We start from the raw sequence: 23,438 nt of genomic DNA on the forward strand, positions 1-23,438 counted from the left end.
ACAAAGCAATGGCTCATTGGCTGCCCATTCAATTAGTATGGGATGAGAGGAGTGTAGCGATGGCGAAATGCCGAAAAGCAGGATCAATTTAGCGCGATGGTCGATTCGATGCGAATCGTGTCAATAAAGTACTGATCGTGCGAAATAACGACGATGGAACCGCTAAAGTCCTTAACAGTTGATGTAAGTACCTCCTGACTCTGAATATCCAGGTTGTTGGTGGGCTCATCCAGTATCAATAGATCAGGTGCATTCGTACTTACCACCAGACAACAAAGCGTCAGCTTCATGCTTTCGCCACCGCTCAATTCGTTGCAGTTTCGGTCCCAGGTTTCGCGGGAGAACTGGAAGCGATACAGCATCATTTTCAACTCCGACTCTAATAAATGGCGACTATTATAGTGCTTAAGTTGTTCATAGACAGTTAGTTGTTTGTCGATAAGCGAGTACTCCTGATCAATGTATATATACCAAAAATCAGCTCGATACAGGCTTCCTGTCGACGGCTGTAAAACGCCTGTTATCAGCTTGATTACCGTTGTTTTGCCCGAACCATTCATTCCCGAAATGCGGACCCTATCGCCGGAGCGGATCTGAAAACTTAACGGAGACGACCAAAGCATTTCTTCACCAAAGGCAACGTTGATGTTTTGTGCTTCGACCAGAATCTTACCCCGGTGTAAATCCGACGGGTAAAGATCTATTTTCAGAATCTGATAATCCTGGATCTGGCTCCTGATTTGTTTTAGATTATCCGACAGGTCGGTAAGCTTTTCATTCTGAATATCTTTCAGTTTTGCCGTACTCTGTTCAGCCTGACTTTTTCGTCCGCCTGCAATGATCCGGGGCAGCGATTGAGTTTTGCCCTGCGCCTTACCACGAGACTCCTGCTTTTGACGTTGTTCGGACAGATCTCTGGCCCTTTGCTGAGCCTGCCTGAGCGACTTGGTATTTTCGTCAAGCTGGGCCTGTAAGGCATTTAGTTTCCCTTCTTTCTGTTCCCGGTAGAAGTCATAGTTGCCTCCGAAAACCTCAATGCCGCTCTTGCTTAATTCCAGCGTGGTATCAAGCAGATTTAACAAAACCCGGTCGTGGCTAACCACCAGCATCGTCGCGTTGCTTTTCTGGATAAATGTATACAGCAATTCGCGGCTTTGCGTATCCAGATGGTTCGATGGTTCGTCGAGCAGGATAATACCCGGTTCATGGATGAGAATACCTGCCAGAAAAACTTTCGTTTTTTCACCACCGCTCAGCCTGAACATCGGTCGGTTCAGCTCCACATGATCCAAAAGCCAGTACGACAAAGCCGTTTGTACGCGTTCTTCGATATCCCATTCGTCGTTCAGTTGGGCGAATGTGTCTGCGCTGGCATCACCTTCCAGAATGGCGTGCAGGGCCTGTAGTTTGGTGTTCACTGCCAGAACCTGGGCAACTGTTTGCTAGTCGTATTGACCCAAATGTTGTGGGACATAATACAGGTTCTCAGAGAGGCTAATTTCTCCTTCAGAGGGTGTCCGCTTACCCGCAATGAGTTGTAATAAGGTTGATTTACCCGACCCGTTGTGGCCAACCAAAGCTGCCTTATCGCCGGTAGCTACCGACAGGTGAATGTGCTGAAACAGAATTTCTTGATCGGGATAGATATAGGAAAGTGCATTCACGACAATACTCATGAGAGGGGTATGTAGAAGATGAGGAAGAATGTAAACAGCCATACGAGCCCCGATTAAATGGGCCGTATAGACGAATCGTGGCCTTTGCGGGTATAAACCGGCAAATAGGTTAGCCAGGATGGCTCAGACGATAGTCGATTACATGATTGCTAAGTATAGGCCAACGCACAGGTGAACTGCATCGTTGACGATCTGACAAGAAGCTGTCAAACGTTCCGTCGGGCTGGAACTCAGGATGTGAGGAGTATCCTGTTACTTAGATCTTACATGTTGGGATGAGCTAGTTGTGTTAGCGTTGCAAAGATAAGTATTTCGGTAGAGTTTTCGGCATGGATCAGCCTAGTACAAACGCACAATTCCAGAAAGAATGATGAGGGTTTCATTCTTTCTGGAATTGTGACTGAAACGTTATTGACAATGCGCCTTAGTCGATTGGCAGATTTGTACTGACCGCAATGCGGTTCCAGGCGTTGATGGCCACAACCGATATGATGATTTCGGCAATGGTTTCGGGGCTGAAGAACTGGGCAGCCTGTTGGTAGGTAGCGTCCGAAACCCCATGCTGATGAATCAGGGTTACTTCTTCGGTCAGCGCCAGAATTGCTTTTTCTTCGGGGGTAAACAGATTCGCTTCTTTCCAGGCATTGAGCAGAAAAATGCGTTGTGGCGTTTCGCCGAGTTTTAGCGCATCCCGGGTGTGCATGTTCAGACAGAAAGCACACTGATTGATTTGCGACGCTCTGATTTTGATTATTGATCCGTGAATAGGTTTGTAATGTTCGTATCTTGCCTTCATTATGGCAAGCTATCAACAGACCCAATATGAAGTCCTGCGCCGACGATGTGCCACTCTCCATCAAGAAGGCTGGAAACAGGCCGATATCGCTCAGGCCTTAGGGCTAACTCAAGGCTGGGTCAGTCGCACTATAACTAAATATCGTCAGCAAGGTCAAGATGCACTGACTTGGCGCAAACCTGCCGGGGCTACAGCTAAGCTGACTAATACGCAACTGGCTCAACTAGTTGAGGAATTGAATAAAGGAGCTGAGCATCATGGCTTTCCGGGCCAGATATGGACCCGTCCTCGCGTCAATGAGGTGATCAAAAAGTTATTTGCTGTCAGTTATGACCCCTCACAAGTAGGCCGGATTTTAAAAAAGGTGGGCTGGAGCAGACAGAAGCCGCAGCGCAAAGCCTATCAACAAGATCCTCAAGCGGTTGCCCAATGGAAAGAAGAACGCTTACCCGAACTCAAAAAAAGCCCAAATTGAAGGGCGCGTCATTTTATATGTGGATGAATCGGCTTGTTATTTGTTACCCATGCTGGCTAACACATGGGCCCCTCGGGGGCAAACACCGATATTAGTTGAGCAAGCGGGACGGGCTCATCTAAGTTTGATCGCTGCTATTGCGCCTAACGGTCGTATCTATGTAGCGGGGCAAGACCAGCCGTTTACGGGTGAAGATATTGTCTGGTTCCTCACTATGCTGTGCGGGCGTTATCGCAAACGAAATATGCTGGTGATCTGGGATGGGGCTGCCATCCACCGCAGCGAGGCCGTCAAAGCTTTTTTGAAAGCACGTCCAAACCGAGTTCATTTAGAGCGTTTACCGGCTTACAGCCCAGAGCTGAATCCAGTAGAACTGATCTGGAGCTACCTGAAAGGTCAGTTAAAGAATCAGGTGTTCACTAATTTAGATGAGCTAACAATTGCGATTCGTGAACAAATTAAACATCTACAAGCCAATCATGAGTTAGTTAAGGCTTTTTTCAACAAAGAGGAAATAGCCTTCATTACAAACTAATTCACGCATCAATAACTCTTTCTGAATCGGTGTTATGCTTAGCTGGCTGACACTGGCCGATAATCCATACATAGCCTTCCAGACCGCAGGCAGCGTTTGCTGGATACTTACTCGTTGTTCCATTGCTGTGTTGTTTTGGTTGGAACAAAGGTAAATCCGCCCGTAGGCCAGACTTCTTAAACTGGTTTAAGAATGCTTCCGGCTTCTGATTTCGCTCAGATATTCGGGTGTAAAACCCAGATATGAAGCGAGCAGGTATTGCGGAATTCGTTGCACAAACTCCGGGAAAAGCCGGGCGAACTCGTGGTAAAGTTCCTCCCGTGAATGGTCGTAATGATACTTCATCCGATACTGGGCGGCTGCATGCGCCCGTTGATGAACGAGCCGAAAATACCGTTCCAGAGAAGGGTGCTGACTCAGCATCTCCTCATGTTGTGCAAAGTCGATAGCCAGTACTTCCGACTTTTCGACGGCCTGAATCGAAAATACCGCAGGCTTTTGGGTAGAGAACGATGTATAATCGGAAAGCCACCAGTTTTCAAGGGCAAACTGTACGGTTTGTTCAACGCCTTTTTCGTTGACGAAGAACATGCGCAGGCAGCCAGTTACCACAAAGAAATTCGATTTACAAACCTGTCCTTCAACCAGCAGATTTTCCTTTTTATTCAGAGTTATCGACCGAAAAAATGGTAAGGCATCGGCAAGTTCCTGATCGTCGATGGTAATGAATTTTCGAATGTGCTTTTGTAACGAATCGGACATGGCTCGACGTTAACTGGCTGAATAAGCGGTTTTCAGCAATCGGTTCGGTTTCAGGTAAACATATTCGCGTTTTGCATCGATGATGAGGTTGAACCGCTTCAGAATATCACCGCCAAGGATGCTCATTTTTTGTCGGCCGAGGGCGCCTTTGAAGAAACCAACGGGCACATTGGCTAAGGGCTGACTCCCAATGGTCAATCCCGGCAGAATCGCTTTTTGGGTTTTTATGACGTTGCCAAACGAGTCTTTTAACTCCTTTTCGCTAATCACGTTTAGAACGTCATCGAGTTTGTGTTCAGCGACGAACTGATCGTCCAGCAAGATAGCCCCCGAATAACCCGAATGAATCAAAAACTGGTTCTTCAACGTCTGATTGCCAACCATACAATGGGCTTCCAAAAAGAGCATATCGTTGGCGACGATCAGTTTTAGCTTCTCATACTGAGTGATTTTGCTGGGAAGCGTTTCATGGATTGTCATTCGGCTGGTGTCGAAGTCCAGCTCAATCACCTTGCCTTCGAACAGGTCGATACCAAATTTGCCATCGGTCTCAGGCCCCGAGTTTTTGTTTTCCCAAATGGGCGTATTGGGCCACGTTCGCCCACCAATCTGGAGTCGATTGTTCGTGCTGAACCGCGATGTGTTGTTGGAACCGCCCCAGCTTTTTACACTATCGGCTCCGGCGAAGGTCAGGCTTTTTACGGTTTTAAGCGCTTCTTCGGTCAGGGTGACAGCGTTGGCAGCCGTATGAAACATCAGCTTTACGGTATCCTGCTCGTTGAGTACTGCTCTGACCGATAGGTTATTATGGCTGGTCAATTGAAATGGAACGCTGTACGGATAAGTCGTATTGGTCCGTTGCCCGAAAAGCGCCTGGCTGGGTAAAGTAAATAACAGCACCAGCAGAAGAAGGTAGTTGCGCATAATATAAGAGGGCTGGTGAGTAATGACAGAGGAATAGTTTTAGCGAGTAAAAGCACCCAATATATTATAATTCAGGACTTTTTTCTGTCATTCCGAGGAACGAGGAATCTTCGGATGATGAAAAAAAACTGTATTCACCCGAAGATTCCTCGTTCCTCGGAATGACAGAAAACGCTTATTATAATGTACTCTGTCATAAGAATTATTCGTTATGAAAAAGCTTTTGCTAAACGCATTTAACAAAATCGACCGATACAGATGCAATAACGGTAATTTGTTCGATAGTGTAGTTTGTCTCAATCAATAAATAAATAGCTCACAAACTTGCTGATATTATCCATAGTAATGTCTTTGAGGTTGCCCTCTGAATTATGCATTTGAGATAAAATACACGAGATGGTGGTAGAGTGCCATTCTACTCCATCCATTCCCATGCGCTTTGGTAGGTGTTGAGGGCTTCGGCATAGGTAATAAAGTCGGCATAAAAGGGGAGGCTAGCCAGGGTGGCACTGTCGCCAACGATCACCAGCTTTTTACGGGCGCGGGTCATGGCAACGTTCATCCGGCGAATGTCGGACAGGAAGCCAATGTCGCCCTCGGTGTTGCTGCGGACCAGCGAGATGTAGACAATATCGCGCTCCTGCCCCTGAAAACTGTCGATGGTGTTCACCGAAATTTTATTGCCATAGGCCAATAGGTCGGGGTATTGCAGTAACTGCTCTTTCAGGATGTTGATCTGTTGCTTGTAGGGCGAGATGATCGCAATGGTCGGAAAGTTCTGTACACTATAATGGCCGCTTAAATCAGCGACTTGCTGGCTCAGATGCCGCATCAGCAGGGCGGCTTCTTCGGGATTAGTCGAACTGGTGCCGTCCAGTTTTTCGTCGAAGCCGCAACCGGCCGTGTCGACAAATACCAGCGACGTATCGCCCTCAAACAGCGAATGACGAGCCACCGACGCATGGGCTTTCAGCTTGTTTTCATAAAACACCTGCGACGAGTAACCCATAATGTGTTCATGCATACGGTACTGCTCATCCAGCAATGAGACGGCTTCGGGGTGCAGCTCCACGCATTTTTCGAGTAGGGTTTTAGCCAGACCTTTGCGGGCCGCTTCGGGCGATTTGATGGTGGGCGGAAGCTGACAATGATCACCCGCCAGCACTAGTTTCTGCGCTTTCAGAATCGGAATCCAGCAGGCGGGTTCGAGGGCCTGACCCGCTTCGTCGATGACGGCGGTATGGTACGTCAGCTGACGGACCGTGTAGTGGTTGGCACCGACCAGCGTAGCCGTAATCACCTGCGCTTTGGCAAGCAGATCGTCAATGACGTACTGCTCCGTATTGGCTACATCCTTCATGATCCGGTGGGCTTCGTCGAACAGGGCCTTGCGTTGTTCGCGCTCGGCTTTCCCGAAATTTCGCTTGTACTTATGGGCCATGTTTCGGAACTCATTCGCCTGTTTTTTTAACTTTTTAGCCTCTTTCATGGCGCTATGCTCCGATACTTTATGGTCGAGCGTCAGGGCCATCAGACGGTCGGATACGCGGGCCGGGTTACCGATTCGAAGTACGTTTAACCCTTCGTCGTGCAGTTTCTCGCTCAACAGATCGACAGCCGTATTGCTGGGAGCGACCACCAGTATTTTCTGATGCTCCTGTTTGATCAGCGTTTTAATGGCCTGAATGAGCGTGGTTGTTTTACCCGTGCCTGGTGGGCCATGAACAATAGCCAGTTCGTTAGCGGCTACTATTTTTTCGACGGCTGCCACCTGACTTGGATTCAGGCGGGGAAGCGTCAGTGTTGGGGTTTCCGAATGAAAGGTAGGGGCTTTTTCGCCCGTCAGAATCTGAATAAGCCGACTATCCGCTTTGCTGCTCAGGGTATTCGCCGTCTTGAGCGCCTGTTCCATTTCGTTGTAGCTGTTCTCATCAAACAGTACTTCGATACCTAGTTTGCCATCCCGCGACCAGTCGGGAAGTTCGTCGGTACGCAGCGTTATTTTGGCGCGGTTTCCGCTCTGGTGCGTAATCGTCCCTTCAACGCGGTCTGTTTTGGGGTCGTGATTGCTAAACAGAACGGCGGGCACCCCAAACCGTAGCTGATGCGGAATATCCTGATGCGTCGTGCGTTCAACCTCAACCGTCAGGTAATCACCCCGGCTCATTTCGGAGCCCCGGATTGCAATGGGAAACCAGGCCAGGCCGTTGGCCCGTCGTTCGGCAATGGATGTGGTTTCGGTGAGCTTTTGGTATTGAGCACGGTCCTCGGCTCGTTCAATTTTCAGAAGGTCGAGCAGATCATCAAAATAAGTCATTCACAAAAGTAACTACTTCCCCAATCATTGTCTGAGGCTATTGAAGTAACACCGTTGGGGAAAAAAAACTCTCGTAACTGTGCAAGTATATACCATGAAGCTTAGCAAAGAGTAGCGTCAGATGAATAGAACACCGATTATTATGATGATTATGATTTGCACAGATCATAATCATCATAATAATCGGTGTTCTATTTGCTTTATGTAAATTCCGTAGTTTCGGTAAATTGCCGAATAAAATTCCCTTGTTCGGTGCGTATGCCTTTGAGTTGTGTATTCGCCGGAAAAGGAAAAATCTACAACCTGAACTATGCTAAAAAACGTGTACGTACGCGGGCAACTGAGCCTGCTCATGATTGGTTTGTATCTGCTGACTGGTTTAGCGGGCATCGCCCAGCAAAAGCTCATTCCCAAGCCCGAAGAAACGCTCGGCTTTCCTGTTGGGGCCGATTATAAGCTCGCTACGTATGAACAGGCACTGAGTTATTTCAAAAAGCTCGACGAGGCCAGTGATATGCTCAAACTAGTCTACGTGGGTGAAACTTCTGAGGGGCGGCCCTGGTATTTCGCTCTGATTTCGTCGCCCCAGAACCTGGCCAATATCGATAAGTATCGCAGCATTGCGCAACGGCTGGCACATCCGGCGGGCCTTACCGACGAAGAAGCGAAAAAACTATCGCTGGAAGGCAAGCCCCTTGTGCATATCGACGGTGGGTTGCATGCATCGGAAGTGGCTGGGGCACAGCATACGATCTCGCTGGCTTATGACATGCTCAGCAAAGCGTCGGAGCCGAAAATGAAGGCCATTCTGGATAATGTGATTCTGCTCCTGTGGCCGTCGCTTAATCCCGACGGCCAGACCATGATTGGAGACTGGTACAAATCGAATGTGGGTACGCCTTACGAAATTGCGCCACCACCGTTTTTGTACCAGAAATACGTGGGGCACGATAATAACCGCGACGCGTATATGCTCAACATGATCGAGTCGCGTGTGGTGGCCCGTACCTGGCGCGAGTGGGAACCGAACATCATTTTTGTGCATCACCAGACCTCCCCGTTTCCGACTCGAATCTGGCTACCGCCGTTTGCCGAGCCCATTGCCCCGCAAACGCCACCCATCATTGCCCGTGAGGTGAATATGATTGGAATGGCGATGGCGCAGGCGCTCGAAAGTAACGGACAGAAAGGCGCTACACACATGGGAACGGGCTTCGATGCCTGGTATCCGGGATATATCGACTATATGCCGGTGATGCAGAATATCCCGTCGTTCTGGACCGAAACAGCACTCTACAACTACGCAACTCCGCATTTTTACACCATCCGCGATTTCCCGCAGGACAAAAAAGAGTTGCGGGTCGAATCGTTGTATTCGAGTCCTTGGCCGGGAGGCTGGTGGCGGATCAGCGATGCGATGGCGTACATGGAAACGGCTTCGCTGGCCACGCTCGACTATGCCGCCAAATACAGCGATGTGCTGCTGTACAATCGGTATCAGGCTGGTCGAAACACCATCCAGAAGTACGAACAGGAGCCACCCTATGCTTATTTTATTCCGCAGAAACAACGTGATCCGGTGCGGCCTGTTGAACTGCTGCGCCGGCTGGCCTTTCATGGCATCCGCATTGGGCAGTTGACCAAAGAAATTCAGCATAACGGCCACGCCTACCCCAAAGGAACCTGGGTAATTCCGATGAATCAGGAGTATGCCGAACTGACCCGTCAACTGCTGGACGTACAGGTTTATCCTGATTTGCGGGAGTTTCCGGGTGGCCCTCCCGAACAACCCTATGATGCGGCTGGCTGGACGTTGCCCCTGCAATTTGAACTGAACGTTCAACCCGCCATGACGCCACTCACGGCCGACCAGAAAGCCGCTATTCAACTGGTATCAGGAACGGCCAAGGTCTGGCAGAAAGATGATAAAAAAGATGCAACTCCCGCTGATTTTGTGGCAGGTATTGGCTTCGATACGAATCCGGTTTCGGTCGGAATCAACGCTCCGGAAGGAAGATTGACGGGGTCGGGAACGGCTGCGCTCATAAGCCCTATTCAGAATAATTCCTTCAAGCTTATTGGCCGGACAATGAAATCGGGCGGAACCGTTAAGTACCACTCAGATAATCAACATTATGCCGTTAGTGGCGTTAATAATACCACGCTGGAACAATGGGTGAAAGAACTCGGTATTACGGCTGAACGGACAGTCAACACCAGTGGAGCGACCGTAAAGCCCCGCATTGCCCTCTATAAGCCCTGGACGGCCAGTATGGATGCCGGTTGGACCGAATGGGTACTGGAGCAGTTCGACCTGCCCTTCGTGACTATTACCAATACCGACATGCAGGAAAATGATCTGAGCGACCGTTTCGATGTCATTGTGATGGCTTCCGACCGACCGCAAACCATCAAAAATGGGTTTGTAAAAGGGGCCGTACCGCCCGCTTACGAAGGTGGTTTGGGTGAATTGGGTAGTGCCAGTCTAACCAAATTTGTGAGCCAGGGAGGAACACTCGTTTGCCTGAACGCCAGTTGTGACTATGCCATTGAGGCCCTGCATCTACCCGTCAAAAACGTGGTTGCCGGAGTCGCTCGTAAGGATTTTTTCACGGGTGGTTCATTGCTTGAAGTCGAAACTGATCCAGCGCATCCGGTCATGGCAGGGATGCCTGGCAAAGCCACCGTATTTGTGGACGGAAGCCCGGTTTTTGCCACACTGGATGGATTCAAAGGGCAGGCTCTGGCAAAGTTTGCCTCGACGGGATCGCCGTTGCGGTCGGGTTATCTGTTGGGCGAAAAATACCTGCAAGGCTATGCAGCTTCGCTGGATGTACAACAGGGGAGAGGGCATGTCGTTCTGATCGGATTCCGGCCGCAATGGCGTGGACAGCCGTTGGGAACGTACCGAGTGCTGCTAAACTCAGTGCTGTATGGTGGCGACGTAGCGAAAGGGAAATATGGGGCGTCCGATTTCTGGAAATCCCCTTCTCTGAAGCCGAAAGAGGAAGAGAAAAAGTGATACCTAAACGTTAACCGCGAGGACGCAAAGGCGCAAAGAAGTTTAAAGCCTATTCTTTGCGCCTTTGTGTCCTCACAACTAATTTATCCTCTCCGTTGAATTCGGGTCAATTCGTCTAGTAAGTAGTCCAGCCCGTTCAATTTGATTTCGTACATGGTTTGTAGCAACATACCCAGTTTACCCGCTGGAAATCCTTTTTTGGAAAACCATTCCAGATACGAAACGGGTAACGCCCGAATCAACTGGCCTTTATGTTTGCCAAACGGCATCTGATAATGAAGTAATTCCTTGAGTAGTTCAGGGTTTCCGTGTTCCTGAGTCATAAGACAGGGTTAGGCGTTAAACAAGTACGTTAACTAACTGCCGATTCCAGCAGTCGGATGGTCCCAGCGGTCGCATCGATTTCGGCGTCGATGCCCAATGGAACGGTAAATTTATCACGAATGTGGCCGATCATCGCACCCGAAAAAGCCGGTTTGTTCAAGGGGATGATGTGTTCGGTCAAAATGTCATCGAGCGTGAGCGAGCCGTAGCTACCACTACTGGGATTGCAATCGCTGCATTTGCCGAACACAAAACCGGCGATCTGGTTCAGAATACCTGCCAGTTTAAGGTGGGTTAGCATCCGGTCTACACGGTAAATATCCTCGTGTGTATCTTCTAGAAACAGAATGGTATTTTTCCAGTCGGGTAAGTAAGGCGAGCCAATCAGGTGACTCAATACCGTCAGATTACCGCCCACCAGACGGCCCCGCGCTAAACCAGGCCGTAAGGTGGTAATTCGGTCTTGTATCTGGGTGAGATTGTCGCCTTTTTCGGTTGGGTTGCGCATCGTCAGTGATTCGCCATCCATCAGGAGCCGTTTGAACCAATCGACGGTATAGGCATTGAACGTCGCTGAACCGACCGGGCCGTGTAGCGTTACCAATCCGGTTTTGGCGTATATAGCCAGCAGTAAGGCCGTTACGTCGCTATAGCCGATTAATACCTTCGGATTTCGCTGAATCAGGTCATAATCCAGCAACGACAGCAATCGGGCGCAACCCCAACCGCCATGAATGGCCATGATGGCTTTCACGCTCTGATCGTTGAAAAAGGCATGTAAATCTGATGCCCGGTCAGCATCGCGGCCAGCCAGGTAGCCATATCGGTCGTAAATGTGCGGTCCGAGTTTGGTCTGGAAGCCAAGTGCCAATAGCGATTCCTGAGCAATCTTTACCGTTTCCTGACTGTAAGCGGGTGCGGCCGGACAAAACAAACCGACGGTGTCGCCTGGTTTTAAGCGAGCGGGTTTGATAAGTACCGGAGAGGTTGGTGCAGGAAGTATCGATAGAAAAGGGGCCAGGCTACCCGCCTGTAAGAACGAACGACGTGATGGCATACGACTAGCAAATTCAAGTTCAGAAAGATAACCGAAAGCACTGATATGACACGCAGGCTCAGTCAATTCAATGTATTTTTTCGATTCGTCTTATGTATGTTTCCAGGCGTGATGCCGTAAACGGAAAGTTGCTCTAATTGTTCGAAGGCTGGCGTTCCGAAACCCTGTTTGTTTGAAGCTGAAAAAACAACTCGAAGCAATGAAAGTTATTATTGATTGAACAAGAGCTTTTTAGCTGGCTTGTTCAATCAATAATGACAAAGTCACCATCACTACTTCATGGATGTTTCGGTTTGGTAATGGTTCTGTTGCTGAGCCATTGCCAAACCAAAAAAGCCCAGCCTCCACAGGCCGAAGGCTTCGATCCGCCTATACCCGAAACCATGTCGTATATAGCCGGGCCGATTATTTTTCAACTGAGCGAACTTCAGGAAAAAATTAACCGGGAGCTTGACCCGGTACTGATCGGTAAGCAAACAAAGGAGGGAAAAGTAAAGGGGTTTATATCGTTTCGTGTCAAACGATTAGGTCCCGTTCAGGTGCAGTATGCCAACCAGAAAGTCAGCTTGTCGGCTCCGTTGCAAATGTGGCTTACCAAACCCTTCAGTAAAGATACGACGCCCCCTAAAAAGCCATTTTGTGCATTGCACGTTAATTTTCAGACCCCTATTCAGGTAACCTCTAACTGGCGACTCAACAGCCAGACTAAATTTACTGACTATACCTGGATTAAAGAGCCGGAGCTACGCCTGCTGGGGAAAGAAATTTCACTGGCGAAGGTTGCCCAGGATATCCTTGATAAACACCGTGCGGATATTGAAACCATGATCGATTCGGCTATTCATCGAGATTTGCGACTCGACAACATGGTAAAGCCCATCTGGCGTGACTTACAAAAACCGCTGCTCATCAACCGTGATTATGGCCTGTGGCTGGTGCCGATACCTGTTAGTGTAGCGGCTGGCCCTGTTACAGGCGATGCCCGCCAGTTGACGACTCATATCCGCATGGCGTTTCGGACGAAAACCGAGCTGAAACCTAGCCCACCCGAACACCCTAAAACGGAACTGCCCCGGCTACAGAAACGCGATACGGTTTCGCAGGTATCCGATTTGCACCTGATGAGTTTTATTCCCTATGCCGATATCAATAGGATCATGAAACTTACCATCAGTAAACAGCCCAAAAAAATGGCGTTCGGGTCAGTTACCGTGAAAGGTGTGTCGGTGTATGGGTCGCAACAGAGCTTGATTGTAAAAGTCGATATGGATGGATTGGTCGATGGGCCAGTTTATCTGCGGGGACGACCCGAATTCGATACCCTGACCAACACGCTGAACGTGAATAATCTGGATTTCGATGCCCAAACCAACAACTTATTGGCCAGGAGTACAAAACCCGTCTGGCACAAACCCTTACAACTCATACTGAAGCAGTTGCTGACCATTCGGCTGGGCGACGACATTGCGCAGTTTCCTCACAAAATCAGCGAGGCCTTCGAGGAAGGAGGAGCAGGCAAAAAGACCGATCTGAACATTCACTCATTTCGGTTCATACCCCAGAAAATAGCCATCCGGCCCGATGGTATTCAGGCCCTGATTAAGGTTGAATCACAGGTCGCTTTAAAAATCAATCAGTTATAAACAGGTATGGTCTGGCTTAGCCTGTTTTCGTGACCAGCCAACAGCAAATGTTACGTAATGATTTTTCTGATAAGTATACCCGTTTTATTAGTGCTGGGCTGGCTTATATGGCAGTATGCCCGGCCTCGAACTATAGATACGTCGGCCATTGCTGCGACCTATCCGCAACTCTTGCAGCAATATGTGGCTTACTATCGGTCGCTACCTGATGACCGGAAAAATGAATTTGAAAAACGAGTGGCTCATTTTTTGAGTACCGTTCGAATCGAAGGTGTTGGAACGACGGTCGATGAACTGGACAAAGTACTGGTTGCCAGTAGTGCCATCATTCCTATATTCGGATTTACGGATTGGTACTACCCGCTCACGAACGTATTGCTGTATGCCGACCGATTCAATGCGGATTATCAGACAGAGGGCGATAATCGGATGATACTGGGCATGGTAGGTGAAGGGGGGGCCTTACAAAGTACAATGGTTTTATCGAAACCAGCTTTGCATGAAGGGTTCACTAACAAAACCAGCAAGGGAAACACAGGTATCCATGAGTTTGTGCATCTGCTGGATAAAGTTGATGGGGCTACCGATGGGTTACCGGAATATCTGCTGGAAAAAGACCACATTAAACCGTGGTTGCTGCTCATTCATAAAAGTATTCACGACATCAGGGCCAATCGGTCGGACATTGATCCGTATGGCATTACAAACGAAGCGGAGTTCTTTGCCGTTGTATCGGAGTATTTTTTCAAACGGCCTGATCTACTACAGGAAAAGCACCCGGCCTTGTTTGCCCGGCTGGAAGAAATCTTTCATCAGAATCCACTCGCTAATGATAAGACAGTAAGCTGAGTAGAAACGGGTAAATACAACCGATTGGCGGCTTATGGTAACGCATATAAACCCGTCGCTATTTTCTCATGAAACTCGTTGTTGTGAAGTCATCCACGATTCGTCAGGCTCTTTTACTCACCGCATTGACTGGCCTAGTGCTGACAAAGGCGCTGGCGCAGATTGGCGTTGGAGCCAAACCTATCAAAGGAGCCGAAGTGCTCTTTGACGGTTCCCGGAAAATGCTCGATGAAAAATGGACGTACTGGGAAGGCCCACGATTGGCGGCCACGTTGCCCATCAAATGGAAAATAGAGAAAGATCCAGCCGGACCCGGTACAGTTATGAATACCAACGACCCTGCGGCTGCGGGAGGGAAATATGGTTCTGCCGATATTGTTACGAAAGAGACCTTCCGCGATTTCCGACTGCATATCGAGTTTTACATCAGCAAACCTGGTGGCAATAGTGGGGTGTATTTGCAGAATCGTTACGAAATTCAGGTGCTGGATGGCGACTCCACCAGTCATGGCCTGGCGGCTGTGATCAACGAAACGCCATCACCGTATTATGCGTACAACGGCGTCGGGAAGTGGAATGCGTATGATATTCAGTTTCGGGCCGCTCGATTTGAGAATGGCAAGCGGGTCGAACCGGCTATGGTGACCATGTACTTCAACGGTAAGAAAGTGCATAGCAATCAGAAAATCAGCCAGGTATGGGGTGGGCCTAATTCGGGTATCGACGGGGGCAACGATGGCGGCAAGGGCATTACCGATACCCCCGGCGGCTTAAAACTTCAGGCTGAAGGCCACGACGTATTTTACCGTAATATCTGGATCAAGCCCCTGGATCTGAAAGCCTCGAATACGGATTTTTGATTAGTACGAATAGCGAAACTATTGGCTGTTCATTTTGCCGATCAATAATTCGATTATCTAACCGAATACACAAAACTGCTTGGTAGGCCAGCGTGAGCAATAGTAGGTTTGGGGGTTAAAATAATCTTACCTCATTGTGAACCAGAAGCTTGCTATTTATGGATTTAGATAAAATCAAGTATGTTTTTTTAGGGCTCTTTGCGTTGCTGGGTACTGTTTTCCTGATTGTGGCCTACATGACGTGGCAATCGACGCAGCAGATTGTGAAAACGGGGATTGAAACGAAAGGGATGGTTATCGGTAGCCATTACAATCATGACAGTCAGGGCCGGAGGACCAATTCGCAGGCGCCGGTTATTCAGTTTACAACTCAGCAGGGCCAGTCCATTACCTACTACTCCAACACCTACACATCGCCCCCAAGCTTTACCGTTGGCGAACGCGTTACACTTTGGTATCGGCCCAATAACCCGCAGGAAGATATTGTCCTGGAAGGTGTAGATGGCTGGATTTTGCCGGCTGTGTTTGGTTTGCTGGGTGTTGTATTCTCACTGATTGGCTATCCTCTGCTAATTATGTCCTTGCGGAAAGATGGACGAATAAAAGCCGTATCGCAGGGTTTTTAGGCTTTCTGGTATCATTTTAAAGGGTGTGCTTTTAGGCGATATACAAGTAGTGGACCCTATAAAAGGCAGGGCGCAGAGATGCGCTGGAAGGTTGCCGCAATCGACCCGTTTATTGCCGCATTTGCCCTCCTCGCTTCTCGGGCTTTCAGGGTATTTTTGTTACGTAAACATCAAATACAACTCCGTATGGCAACGAAAATCTTTGTAAACCTGCCCGTTAAAAACCTGCAAAAGTCCGTCGAATTCTTCACACAAGTGGGGTATACATTCAACCCACAGTTTACGGATCAGAACGGTACCTGTATGATTATCAGCGATGATATCTATGTGATGCTGCTCGTAGAGCCGTTTTTTCAGGGCTTTACCAAAAAAGAAATCGTAGATACCTCAAAAGCTGCCGAGGCAATTCTCTGCCTATCGGCCGAAAGCCGCGAGGGTGTCGATGAACTGGTGCGTAAAGCCGTTGCAGCTGGTGCCACCACACCCGGCGAGGCCGATGATCAGGGTTTTATGTACAGCCACGGCTATCAGGACCTGGACGGTCATTTGTGGGAGATTATTTACATGGATCCCAGCGCTATTAACAAGGAGCAGCCAGCCGCCGAAGCCAGTGTTTCATGAGCGAATCGCATCCGGTGCATCCATGCCGATTCCCTATACACTAAACTCCCCTGACCAGCATCTTGGTCAGGGGAGTTTAGTGTTAACTTTCAACAAATTCTTTATCTTCCAGAATCTGCACAACTTCAATAAGTGATTCAGTTTCGAGGTCATCCCAGGTGAAGATCTCATCAATCTTATTGTCAATAATATACGCTAATCCCTGTTCTGTGATCGCATTTAATTCCTGACCTTCGTATTCCCATTCTTCGGTCAGGGCGGCTTCGGTCATTACCTCGCCATGTTGATTGGTTACATTCGCACGATACAATTGGCTAATCATTGTTTTGATTTTTGTCCGGAAATCTTCGAGTTCTTCCAGCAGCGTCGATGTGCTCTTTTTCATAGTCGTTTTTAAAGGTTGATTGTGAATGACTTATTTTGGTGAGTTGTCCCTTAGACGGGCTGCTGTAGGAATAGTCTCATACTGCTCTGCATTATTTTCTATCTTTTAATTTGAGTGCAGACAGAGGATGCAGGAATTCGTGTAGATTGGCTCTGCGCTGGCGAAAATTTGATAAAACAGGTATCATGAAAACATTTTATGCCGTCTTAGTAAATTCACTGACGGCTTCGCTGACCAATAACTCGGTGTGGTTTGCGGTTACGTTTTGGGTGTATCTGGAAACCAAGTCGGTAGTGGCAACGTCCGTCATGGCAGGGATTTATTCGGGTACGGTGGCACTGTCGGGCTTTTTTCTGGGCTCTCTGGTCGATCGGTACAAGAAAAAGCGAGCGATGTTACTCTCGAGTATAGCATCGCTTGGGTTGTATGCGCTTGCCCTGACTAGTTATATAATGACTCCCCAATCGACATTTACGAATCCATCCAGCCCTATTCTCTGGGTATTTGTGGTGATGTCGCTGATGGGCGCAATTGCCGGAAATATTCGCTCGATTGCCTTGTCGACGCTGGTTACCGTGTTGATTTCAGAAGAAGGTCGAGATAAAGCCAATGGACTGGTCGGAACAGCCAACGGGGTATCGTTTCTGGTGGCATCGATCTTCAGTGGATTGATTATCGGATTTTTGGGCGTTTTCTGGATGCTTGTGCTGGCTATTGGGCTTACCCTCCTGGCGGCTATTCATTTAGTTTCGCTTACTATCCCCGAGTCTGGAATTGCCCACGTTGAAGGCCAAACCAAACACATCGATATTCCCGGAACGATACGGGTTTTGCAAGACAGTCAGGGGTTGTTTGCGCTGATCTTTTTCAACATGTTCAACAACTTCCTGGGTGGGGTATTTATGTCGCTGATGGATGCGTATGGGCTGTCGTTGGTGTCGGTACAAACGTGGGGTATTCTGTGGGGCGTACTGAGCCTGGGTTTCATTATGGGCGGGTTGGCTGTAGCTCGGGTTGGTTTAGGTAGCAGGCCACTTCGAACCTTGTTTATCAGCAATATCGTTATGTGGACGCTCTGCGTTTTCTTCACCATTCAGGCGTCGATTGTTTTGTTGGCGATTGGTATGTTTACCTATCTGTGCCTGATTCCGGTTGTTGAAGCGGCTGAGCAAACGATATTGCAGAAACTGGTGCCGCCCGAACGGCAGGGACGCGTATTCGGCTTTGCGCAAAGTGTAGAGGAAGCGGCATCGCCCATCACTGCCTTTATGATTGGGCCTATTGCGCAGTATATTTTCATTCCGTTTATGACCACCGGCGCGGGCGTTGATCTGATCGGTGGCTGGTTTGGTACAGGGAAAGACCGTGGACTAGCACTTTTGTTTACTGTAACAGGGCTGATTGGCCTGTTGATTACCATACTGGCCATGCGTTCCCGAGCGTATCGGCTGTTGTCGGAAAACTATCAAAACCAGGCGGCCGAATCAGTTGTAGAAGGGTAACCTTACCATTTATCCAATGATAGCTCCGTTAAAGGATACCTCTTTTCATCGCATTTGTGACATTCGCTATCTTGTTAACGTTAACAAGTTTTAGCAAACGACCAATACCAAATCAAACCGTGAAAGAGGTTATAGATGAGTAGGTCAAGTCATCATAAATCGTCCTTCATCCATCGAGAATAGTAAAGTACATGAAGATCGTACGCCTTTTGCTTCTGGCTATTGCAGCCCTGTTTTTTCAATCAGCCATTGCCGACCCAACTACGCCCTTACGCTATGAGGTTAACCTCAATGACCGGGCCGACGACCAGTTTAAGGTAACCCTGCACGTCAGCGGCTTAACCGATGGCAATGCCATTTATCAATTTGCGTCTACCGCACCCGGAACCTATCAGGTTATGGATATTGGTCGCTATGTTCGGTCGTTCAAAGCCTTTGACGCCAAAGGGCGCGAGGTGAAAACAGAACAGATTTCGACCAATCAGTGGAAATTGGACAAACCCGCTCAGGTTCGGACGGTTCAGTATAACATTGCCGAAACCTGGGATACGCCCGTCAATGAGCACAAACCCTATAATATGTGTGGTACTTCCATCGAGCAGGATCACGTACTCATCAATGGACAGGGCGTATTCGGCTATCCAACAGGGATGCAGGCAACTCCTATAGAAGTTAAACTTAACTACCCAACCGATTGGGCGGTAGGTACAGCGCTGGAAAAAAACGACAAAGGAAATTTCGTAGCCGCCAACTACGACCGGATTGTCGATTCGCCGATTTTGCTGGGCCGCTTGACTAAAGCGAGTACTACAGTGGCCGGAGCTCAGGTGGATGTGTATACCTACTCGAAAACCGATAAGATCAAGTCGGATCAGTTACTGAACAATATGCAGGCGATGCTCACGGCAGCCGGGAAGTTCCTGAAACAGTTACCCGTAAAACGCTACACGTTTCTGTATCACTTCGAAGATCAGGACTGGGGGGCCTGGGAGCATTCGTACAGTTCGGAATACGTGATTCGGGAAGAGGAGTTCTCGAAGAAGCTGGCCGATAACATGACCTCCATTGCGGCTCACGAATTTTTCCATGTGGTTACGCCACTGAACATCCACAGTGAGATCATTCAGCAGTTTAATTTCGTAACCCCTACACCGTCAGAACATTTGTGGTTGTACGAAGGCGTAACCGAATGGGCCAGCGATGCTATGCAATTGCGGGATAAGCTGATCGACCTGCCAACCTACCTGAATGAGCAAACGCAGAAAATCCTTTACGATAAAAGCCTCGACACCACGTATAGCCTGAGCAAACTGGGGCTGACCTGTTATACCGACGAAGGACAGCGACAGTACGGCAATATTTACGCCCGTGGGGCACTGGTAGCCGGTTTGCTTGACATCCGTTTGCTGGAGTTGTCGAACGGAACGCGGGGGCTACGTGAATTGATCAACGAACTAGCCACGGAATATGGGCCGAATAGAGCGTTTCCTGAGAAAGATTTCTTCGATCTGTTCGCGAAAAAGACGTATCCTGAGATTGCGGATTTCTTCAATCGCTATGTGAAAGCTGCCGAGCCGTTGCCGTTTAAAGAGTATTACGGTAAACTGGGCATTAACTATATTCCAGCTATGGCTTCCGAAGAGAAAATTCCTACGCTGGGCATGAAGGCATCATTTAACGGGTCGAAGTTTGTATTGTCGAAAGTGCCGGAAGCACTGCAAAAGGTGGGTATCCAGGAAAATGACGAGTGGGTTGCCTTCAATGGCACGGCGGTAAATATGGATAATGTCGCGAAGATTCAGGCTGATATAAAACAGTTGAAAGCGGGTGATCCCTACAAAATTACTATTCGTCGGAATGGCCAGGATAGTACGGTTGACGCGGCCATGCAGGAAAAGGCAAACATCAAACAGTTCGTTTTCGAGGTCGATCCACAGGCTACCCCACAACAAGTGCAACTTCGTGAAGTCTGGATGAGGAACCTGTAAGAAAAGCACCCCATTCACTTGTCGCCGGATCTGCTCATGTTGAGCAGATCCGGCGACTTTTTTTCAGCCGTTGTTCATCTGCGATTGTATCACGGATGGCTGAGGTTCGCATCTGTAATGCAGCCATTAGTCGCTTCATAGACGCGGATCTTACGCATCCGCAATACAATTGCAGACGAACAGTTCTGGGTATGTGGGCGAAGTATATCTGATTAAACCTTTAGGTATTGAGATCGTCTTACAGAAAACAATGACGTAATCGTCTGGGTTATTTGGAAATTAATATCCATCGTATTCATTAAACAGAAACCGTTATGAAAACCATACATCAGATTGTTGCCCTGGTTGGGTTGGCAGTCATACCATTCAATCAGTTTGCTGAAGCCCAGGCCGTGAAAGGGTGGGGCTCAGGCACAAAAGGGGCGGTCATTGGCGCGGGTGCTGGTGCCGCTCTGGGAGCCATTATCAATAAACAAAATCGCGTTGTGGGCGGTGTAGTTGGTGGCGTGGCGGGTGGTGCCGCTGGATACGCCATTGGTAAAAAAGCAAAACGACGCTGGAGCCCGCAAGCAAAAGGAACAGCTATCGGTGTGGGTGCCGGTGCCGCTGCCGGGGCCATTATCAACAAACGGAACCGGGCTGTTGGGGGTGTCATTGGTGGGGTAGCCGGAGGGGCTGCCGGTTATGCCATCGGTAAACATATCGACAATAAGCGAAAAGCAGAAGCCGCCCGGATTGCTGCGGCCGAACGGGCTGCGGCTCAGAAAGCAGCTGCTGACCGCGCAGCCGCCAACCATGCTGAGCAGGCCAGAGCTGTGGCTCAGAAAACAGCTCCGGCAACAACCCAGACCGTTAGACCGGGTATGGAAGCTGTAGCAGGCGCTCAGGGACAGCCCGTTAGTCTGGTCGATACAACGCAGGTAGTCGCTTCTTATATACTTAAGTCGGGTTTTCTGCCCAATGATACCTACGGAGATCCTGCATCGCCGTATCCTACCTCCGAATATCGTCGGAAAAGCTGGTAGGCTTTCTTCAAAAACAGTAGAGCAGGGTTAGGAGTTGTCAGAAAAGGCCAGCTCCTAACCAAGTTCGGTTATGCCTAATTCATTGGAAATAGGCAGTTTACAGGGTCATGTACGTAGCTGCCAGGCATAGTTGGTCAGCCAGCGTACCTGATGCATCATTCACCTAAAAAACGTTATGTTATGAAAGCTTTTAGTTGCGCACTGCTCGCAGTTGTGCTGTTCTCTTCCTGTTCGAAGTCCGGCGAAACGGTCAATATCCAGGAGCTTAATCGCCAGTTTATTAATGCCTGGAACGATAAAGATTCTTCCAAAATAATCTCCTTTCTGGCCGACGATGCCCATTTTCTGCAAGGCAATACGCATTTCAAAGGGAAAGGCGAAGTAGCGGATAAATGGGTCCGCGAAACCTTACCTACTTTGTCTGATCTGAAAACGAATGTGGTGAGTTCGGGCACCGATACACAAACTGCCTACGAAGCCGGCACCTTCTCGGTCGATGTGTTGCCGTTGGATCCAAAAGACCCCCATGCCTACGGCGAAGGAAATTATATTCTGCTCTGGAAAAAAGGGGCCGATAATACCTGGAAGCTCAGCTATGCCCAGCTTGAAGACTTACCGGTTCAGGTTAAAAATTAAGGATAGAGAGTTGGTGTGCTATTGACCTAAAGCTCCCGAACGTATAATCGTTCGGGAGCTTGTCAATTCAGAGCATTACTTCGGCCATCGGTTCATCAACATCCGTTCGCTTACGTCGATGTTTGATTGCCTGGCTGCCCAGCAGGAGAATGAATAGGCTGCTGACAACGCAGGCTGTCATGACACTGACCATCGGAATGGCGGTGTTATTATGAAAAAAGCTTACGGCCCCCGAAACACAGGCACCAATCCCCATACGAAAACTACCCATCAGGGCGGCTGCACTACCCGCATGACGCTCAAACGGTGCCAGCGAAAGTGCTGAGGCATTAGGCCCCGTTATATTCTGACCGCATAGAAACAGGAAGAGAATAGTAATGAGTCCGTATTGGCCATACCAGCCTGCCCAGGTCCCGAACACCATAATCAGCCCAATAACCGATTGGTAGAGTAGGGTAGCGAAAATGATCTGCTCACTGGTAAATCGTTTCAGAAAAAGGCGGTTCAACTGAGTGGGCGCGATAACCGCGATGGACAAAAACGCAAATATCCAGCCGTACTCCTGGGGGCTCGTATGATAGATATTGATAAACACATCGGACGAACCCGCCAGATAGGCAAACGGAGCGGCTGTTGCAATGCCACCTACCAGGGCATAGGTTAGAAATTGAGGTTGCTTCAATACCATCAGAAAGCTGCCTAATACCGCTCTGGGCCGCAGAGAAAGTGATGGGTCGGCGGGTTTGCCATCTGGTAACGCAAAGTAAGAACTTACCAGAATCAGCACTGTAATAACAGCCAGAATGATGAAGATGGAATGCCAGCCGAGTAGTTCAGAAGCATACCCGCCTACTGTAGGGGCTATCATCGGCGAAACGGCCACAACCAGAATGAGTAACGAGAAAATCTGGGCAATCTGATTGACCGGAAACAGATCGCGAACCAATGCCTGAGCAGCTACCAGACCTACACAACCACCCAGCGCCTGAATGAGCCGCATGGCAATCAATGTTTCGATGGAAGTAGCCATCGCACAACCAACGGATGCCAGGACATACACCGCCAAACCCGCGTACAAAGGGAGCTTGCGTCCGAATCGGTCCAGAAGTGGACCATAGAGAAGTTGGCCGACCGAGATACCAATCAGGTAGGCCGTTAGTGATAACTGAACCTGAGCAATAGACGTGTGCAGATCGCGGGCAATAGCTGGAAAGCCCGGCAAATACATGTCGATGGAAAATGGACTGATCGTGGACAACGTGCCCAGAATCAGGATAATAACAAAATGCTGTCTGCGAGTCATTCACTCAGAGGGGAGGTACTTACCTGTATAGACGCTCAGACGTTACCGATTGTTCCACCTTCGAAAATATTGTTAAGTTTTCTTTAGTAGATGCTGCTGACGGCTGAATAAC

22 protein-coding genes and 1 pseudogene are annotated in these 23,438 nt (G+C 48.8%); 12 read left to right on the plus strand and 11 right to left on the minus strand.

All coding sequences use genetic code 11. From position 1 onward, the window contains the following. Positions 1-83 precede the first annotated feature (83 nt). From B5M13_RS06000 to B5M13_RS06005, 3 genes and pseudogenes are all read right to left on the minus strand, one after another. On the minus strand, positions 84-1,109 hold the full coding sequence (locus B5M13_RS06000) for an ATP-binding cassette domain-containing protein (protein ID WP_394334314.1): 1,026 nt from the start codon (positions 1,107-1,109) through the stop codon (positions 84-86). Between the two features lie 27 nt (positions 1,110-1,136). After that, positions 1,137-1,718, minus strand: a pseudogene (locus tag B5M13_RS34615) (ATP-binding cassette domain-containing protein); the annotation flags it as partial. A 382-nt stretch (positions 1,719-2,100) separates the two neighbouring features. Continuing rightward, entirely contained in the window at positions 2,101-2,379 is a 279-nt protein-coding gene (locus tag B5M13_RS06005; RefSeq protein WP_245859800.1) for a carboxymuconolactone decarboxylase family protein, read from the minus strand. A gap of 94 nt (positions 2,380-2,473) precedes the next feature. On the opposite strand from B5M13_RS06005, the gene B5M13_RS33995 reads away from it, so the two are divergent. Beyond that, positions 2,474-2,947, plus strand: coding sequence for a winged helix-turn-helix domain-containing protein (locus tag B5M13_RS33995; protein WP_245859354.1), 474 nt, complete (start codon positions 2,474-2,476; stop codon positions 2,945-2,947). A gap of 19 nt (positions 2,948-2,966) precedes the next feature. Beyond that, positions 2,967-3,482 carry an IS630 family transposase gene (locus B5M13_RS34000; RefSeq protein WP_245860049.1) on the plus strand — a complete coding sequence of 172 codons (516 nt, stop codon included), beginning with the start codon at positions 2,967-2,969 and terminating at the stop codon, positions 3,480-3,482. On the opposite strand, the gene B5M13_RS33315 is transcribed toward B5M13_RS34000, so the two are convergent. From B5M13_RS33315 to B5M13_RS06025, 4 genes are all read right to left on the minus strand, one after another. Further along, positions 3,432-3,605 (minus strand): hypothetical protein, encoded by a 174-nt coding sequence (locus B5M13_RS33315; RefSeq protein WP_179950479.1) that lies wholly within the window; start codon positions 3,603-3,605, stop codon positions 3,432-3,434. The genes B5M13_RS34000 and B5M13_RS33315 overlap by 51 nt on opposite strands. A 63-nt stretch (positions 3,606-3,668) precedes the next feature. Next, positions 3,669-4,244: a Crp/Fnr family transcriptional regulator gene (locus B5M13_RS06015; protein WP_080054819.1), complete on the minus strand. Its 576-nt coding sequence runs from the start codon at positions 4,242-4,244 to the stop codon at positions 3,669-3,671. Between the two features lie 9 nt (positions 4,245-4,253). Next, complete coding sequence (locus B5M13_RS06020; protein ID WP_080054820.1) at positions 4,254-5,168, minus strand: aspartyl protease family protein; 915 nt, start codon at positions 5,166-5,168, stop codon at positions 4,254-4,256. 415 nt (positions 5,169-5,583) lie between these two features. Further along, positions 5,584-7,485: an AAA domain-containing protein gene (locus B5M13_RS06025; RefSeq protein WP_080054821.1), complete on the minus strand. Its 1,902-nt coding sequence runs from the start codon at positions 7,483-7,485 to the stop codon at positions 5,584-5,586. 310 nt (positions 7,486-7,795) lie between these two features. On the opposite strand from B5M13_RS06025, the gene B5M13_RS06030 reads away from it, so the two are divergent. Next, complete coding sequence (locus B5M13_RS06030) at positions 7,796-10,507, plus strand: M14 family metallopeptidase (RefSeq protein ID WP_245859801.1); 2,712 nt, start codon at positions 7,796-7,798, stop codon at positions 10,505-10,507. Between the two features lie 83 nt (positions 10,508-10,590). Here B5M13_RS06030 and B5M13_RS06035 read toward each other — a convergent pair whose 3' ends face one another. Together B5M13_RS06035 and B5M13_RS06040 are read right to left on the minus strand one after the other, a co-directional pair. Continuing rightward, entirely contained in the window at positions 10,591-10,830 is a 240-nt protein-coding gene (locus B5M13_RS06035) for a DUF3820 family protein (RefSeq protein ID WP_080054822.1), read from the minus strand. Positions 10,831-10,859: 29 nt separating this feature from the next. Next, a complete protein-coding gene (locus B5M13_RS06040) occupies positions 10,860-11,888 on the minus strand; it encodes a S66 peptidase family protein (RefSeq protein ID WP_080054823.1) in 1,029 nt (342 codons plus the stop codon). 254 nt (positions 11,889-12,142) lie between these two features. Between B5M13_RS06040 and B5M13_RS06045 the strand changes: the two genes are divergently transcribed. The 5 genes from B5M13_RS06045 (at position 12,143) to B5M13_RS06065 (ending at position 16,487) form a co-directional block, all read left to right on the plus strand. Continuing rightward, on the plus strand, positions 12,143-13,531 hold the full coding sequence (locus B5M13_RS06045; protein ID WP_245859803.1) for a DUF4403 family protein: 1,389 nt from the start codon (positions 12,143-12,145) through the stop codon (positions 13,529-13,531). 57 nt (positions 13,532-13,588) lie between these two features. Then, positions 13,589-14,380 (plus strand): M90 family metallopeptidase, encoded by a 792-nt coding sequence (locus B5M13_RS06050; protein ID WP_080054825.1) that lies wholly within the window; start codon positions 13,589-13,591, stop codon positions 14,378-14,380. 68 nt (positions 14,381-14,448) lie between these two features. Beyond that, positions 14,449-15,240: a 3-keto-disaccharide hydrolase gene (locus B5M13_RS06055; RefSeq protein ID WP_080054826.1), complete on the plus strand. Its 792-nt coding sequence runs from the start codon at positions 14,449-14,451 to the stop codon at positions 15,238-15,240. A 158-nt stretch (positions 15,241-15,398) separates the two neighbouring features. Further along, positions 15,399-15,866, plus strand: coding sequence for a DUF3592 domain-containing protein (locus tag B5M13_RS06060; RefSeq protein WP_080054827.1), 468 nt, complete (start codon positions 15,399-15,401; stop codon positions 15,864-15,866). Positions 15,867-16,052: 186 nt separating this feature from the next. Continuing rightward, positions 16,053-16,487: a VOC family protein gene (locus tag B5M13_RS06065; protein ID WP_080059818.1), complete on the plus strand. Its 435-nt coding sequence runs from the start codon at positions 16,053-16,055 to the stop codon at positions 16,485-16,487. 82 nt (positions 16,488-16,569) lie between these two features. Here the strand turns inward: B5M13_RS06065 and B5M13_RS06070 are convergent, their stop codons facing one another. Next, positions 16,570-16,872: a hypothetical protein gene (locus tag B5M13_RS06070; RefSeq protein ID WP_080054828.1), complete on the minus strand. Its 303-nt coding sequence runs from the start codon at positions 16,870-16,872 to the stop codon at positions 16,570-16,572. A 185-nt stretch (positions 16,873-17,057) separates the two neighbouring features. Here B5M13_RS06070 and B5M13_RS06075 point away from each other — a divergent pair, with 185 nt between their 5' ends. The 4 genes from B5M13_RS06075 (at position 17,058) to B5M13_RS06090 (ending at position 22,023) form a co-directional block, all read left to right on the plus strand. After that, positions 17,058-18,374 (plus strand): MFS transporter, encoded by a 1,317-nt coding sequence (locus B5M13_RS06075; RefSeq protein WP_179950480.1) that lies wholly within the window; start codon positions 17,058-17,060, stop codon positions 18,372-18,374. A gap of 191 nt (positions 18,375-18,565) precedes the next feature. Next, a complete protein-coding gene (locus tag B5M13_RS06080; protein ID WP_080054829.1) occupies positions 18,566-20,362 on the plus strand; it encodes a M61 family metallopeptidase in 1,797 nt (598 codons plus the stop codon). A gap of 314 nt (positions 20,363-20,676) precedes the next feature. Beyond that, positions 20,677-21,387, plus strand: a complete 711-nt coding sequence (locus tag B5M13_RS06085) for a glycine zipper domain-containing protein (RefSeq protein ID WP_080054830.1) — start codon at positions 20,677-20,679, stop codon at positions 21,385-21,387. A gap of 180 nt (positions 21,388-21,567) precedes the next feature. Next, positions 21,568-22,023 carry a YybH family protein gene (locus B5M13_RS06090; RefSeq protein WP_080054831.1) on the plus strand — a complete coding sequence of 152 codons (456 nt, stop codon included), beginning with the start codon at positions 21,568-21,570 and terminating at the stop codon, positions 22,021-22,023. Between the two features lie 67 nt (positions 22,024-22,090). On the opposite strand, the gene B5M13_RS06095 is transcribed toward B5M13_RS06090, so the two are convergent. After that, the gene (locus tag B5M13_RS06095) at positions 22,091-23,326 is read right to left on the minus strand and encodes a Bcr/CflA family multidrug efflux MFS transporter (RefSeq protein ID WP_080054832.1); all 1,236 of its coding nucleotides are present in this window, start codon (positions 23,324-23,326) and stop codon (positions 22,091-22,093) included. Between the last annotated feature and the right edge of the window lie 112 nt (positions 23,327-23,438).

Source organism: Spirosoma aerolatum (assembly GCF_002056795.1).
Taxonomy (GTDB): Bacteria; Bacteroidota; Bacteroidia; order Cytophagales; family Spirosomataceae; genus Spirosoma; species Spirosoma aerolatum.

Excerpts from the sequence above, each read along its gene's own strand:
- B5M13_RS06080 (WP_080054829.1), top strand. The coding sequence starts at position 18,566 with ATGAAGATCGTACGCCTTTTGCTTCTGGCTATTGCAGCCCTGTTTTTT.
- B5M13_RS06020 (WP_080054820.1), bottom strand. The coding sequence starts at position 5,168 with ATGCGCAACTACCTTCTTCTGCTGGTGCTGTTATTTACTTTACCCAGC.
- B5M13_RS06035 (WP_080054822.1), bottom strand. The coding sequence starts at position 10,830 with ATGACTCAGGAACACGGAAACCCTGAACTACTCAAGGAATTACTTCAT.
- B5M13_RS33995 (WP_245859354.1), top strand. The coding sequence starts at position 2,474 with ATGGCAAGCTATCAACAGACCCAATATGAAGTCCTGCGCCGACGATGT.
- B5M13_RS06040 (WP_080054823.1), bottom strand. The coding sequence starts at position 11,888 with ATGCCATCACGTCGTTCGTTCTTACAGGCGGGTAGCCTGGCCCCTTTT.
- B5M13_RS06030 (WP_245859801.1), top strand. The coding sequence starts at position 7,796 with ATGCTAAAAAACGTGTACGTACGCGGGCAACTGAGCCTGCTCATGATT.
- B5M13_RS06005 (WP_245859800.1), bottom strand. The coding sequence starts at position 2,379 with ATGCACACCCGGGATGCGCTAAAACTCGGCGAAACGCCACAACGCATT.
- B5M13_RS06000 (WP_394334314.1), bottom strand. The coding sequence starts at position 1,109 with ATGCTGGTGGTTAGCCACGACCGGGTTTTGTTAAATCTGCTTGATACC.
- B5M13_RS06060 (WP_080054827.1), top strand. The coding sequence starts at position 15,399 with ATGGATTTAGATAAAATCAAGTATGTTTTTTTAGGGCTCTTTGCGTTG.
- B5M13_RS06055 (WP_080054826.1), top strand. The coding sequence starts at position 14,449 with ATGAAACTCGTTGTTGTGAAGTCATCCACGATTCGTCAGGCTCTTTTA.
- B5M13_RS06075 (WP_179950480.1), top strand. The coding sequence starts at position 17,058 with ATGAAAACATTTTATGCCGTCTTAGTAAATTCACTGACGGCTTCGCTG.
- B5M13_RS06070 (WP_080054828.1), bottom strand. The coding sequence starts at position 16,872 with ATGAAAAAGAGCACATCGACGCTGCTGGAAGAACTCGAAGATTTCCGG.
- B5M13_RS06065 (WP_080059818.1), top strand. The coding sequence starts at position 16,053 with ATGGCAACGAAAATCTTTGTAAACCTGCCCGTTAAAAACCTGCAAAAG.
- B5M13_RS06095 (WP_080054832.1), bottom strand. The coding sequence starts at position 23,326 with ATGACTCGCAGACAGCATTTTGTTATTATCCTGATTCTGGGCACGTTG.
- B5M13_RS06090 (WP_080054831.1), top strand. The coding sequence starts at position 21,568 with ATGAAAGCTTTTAGTTGCGCACTGCTCGCAGTTGTGCTGTTCTCTTCC.
- B5M13_RS06025 (WP_080054821.1), bottom strand. The coding sequence starts at position 7,485 with ATGACTTATTTTGATGATCTGCTCGACCTTCTGAAAATTGAACGAGCC.
- B5M13_RS06045 (WP_245859803.1), top strand. The coding sequence starts at position 12,143 with ATGACAAAGTCACCATCACTACTTCATGGATGTTTCGGTTTGGTAATG.
- B5M13_RS06050 (WP_080054825.1), top strand. The coding sequence starts at position 13,589 with ATGATTTTTCTGATAAGTATACCCGTTTTATTAGTGCTGGGCTGGCTT.
- B5M13_RS33315 (WP_179950479.1), bottom strand. The coding sequence starts at position 3,605 with ATGGAACAACGAGTAAGTATCCAGCAAACGCTGCCTGCGGTCTGGAAG.
- B5M13_RS06085 (WP_080054830.1), top strand. The coding sequence starts at position 20,677 with ATGAAAACCATACATCAGATTGTTGCCCTGGTTGGGTTGGCAGTCATA.
- B5M13_RS06015 (WP_080054819.1), bottom strand. The coding sequence starts at position 4,244 with ATGTCCGATTCGTTACAAAAGCACATTCGAAAATTCATTACCATCGAC.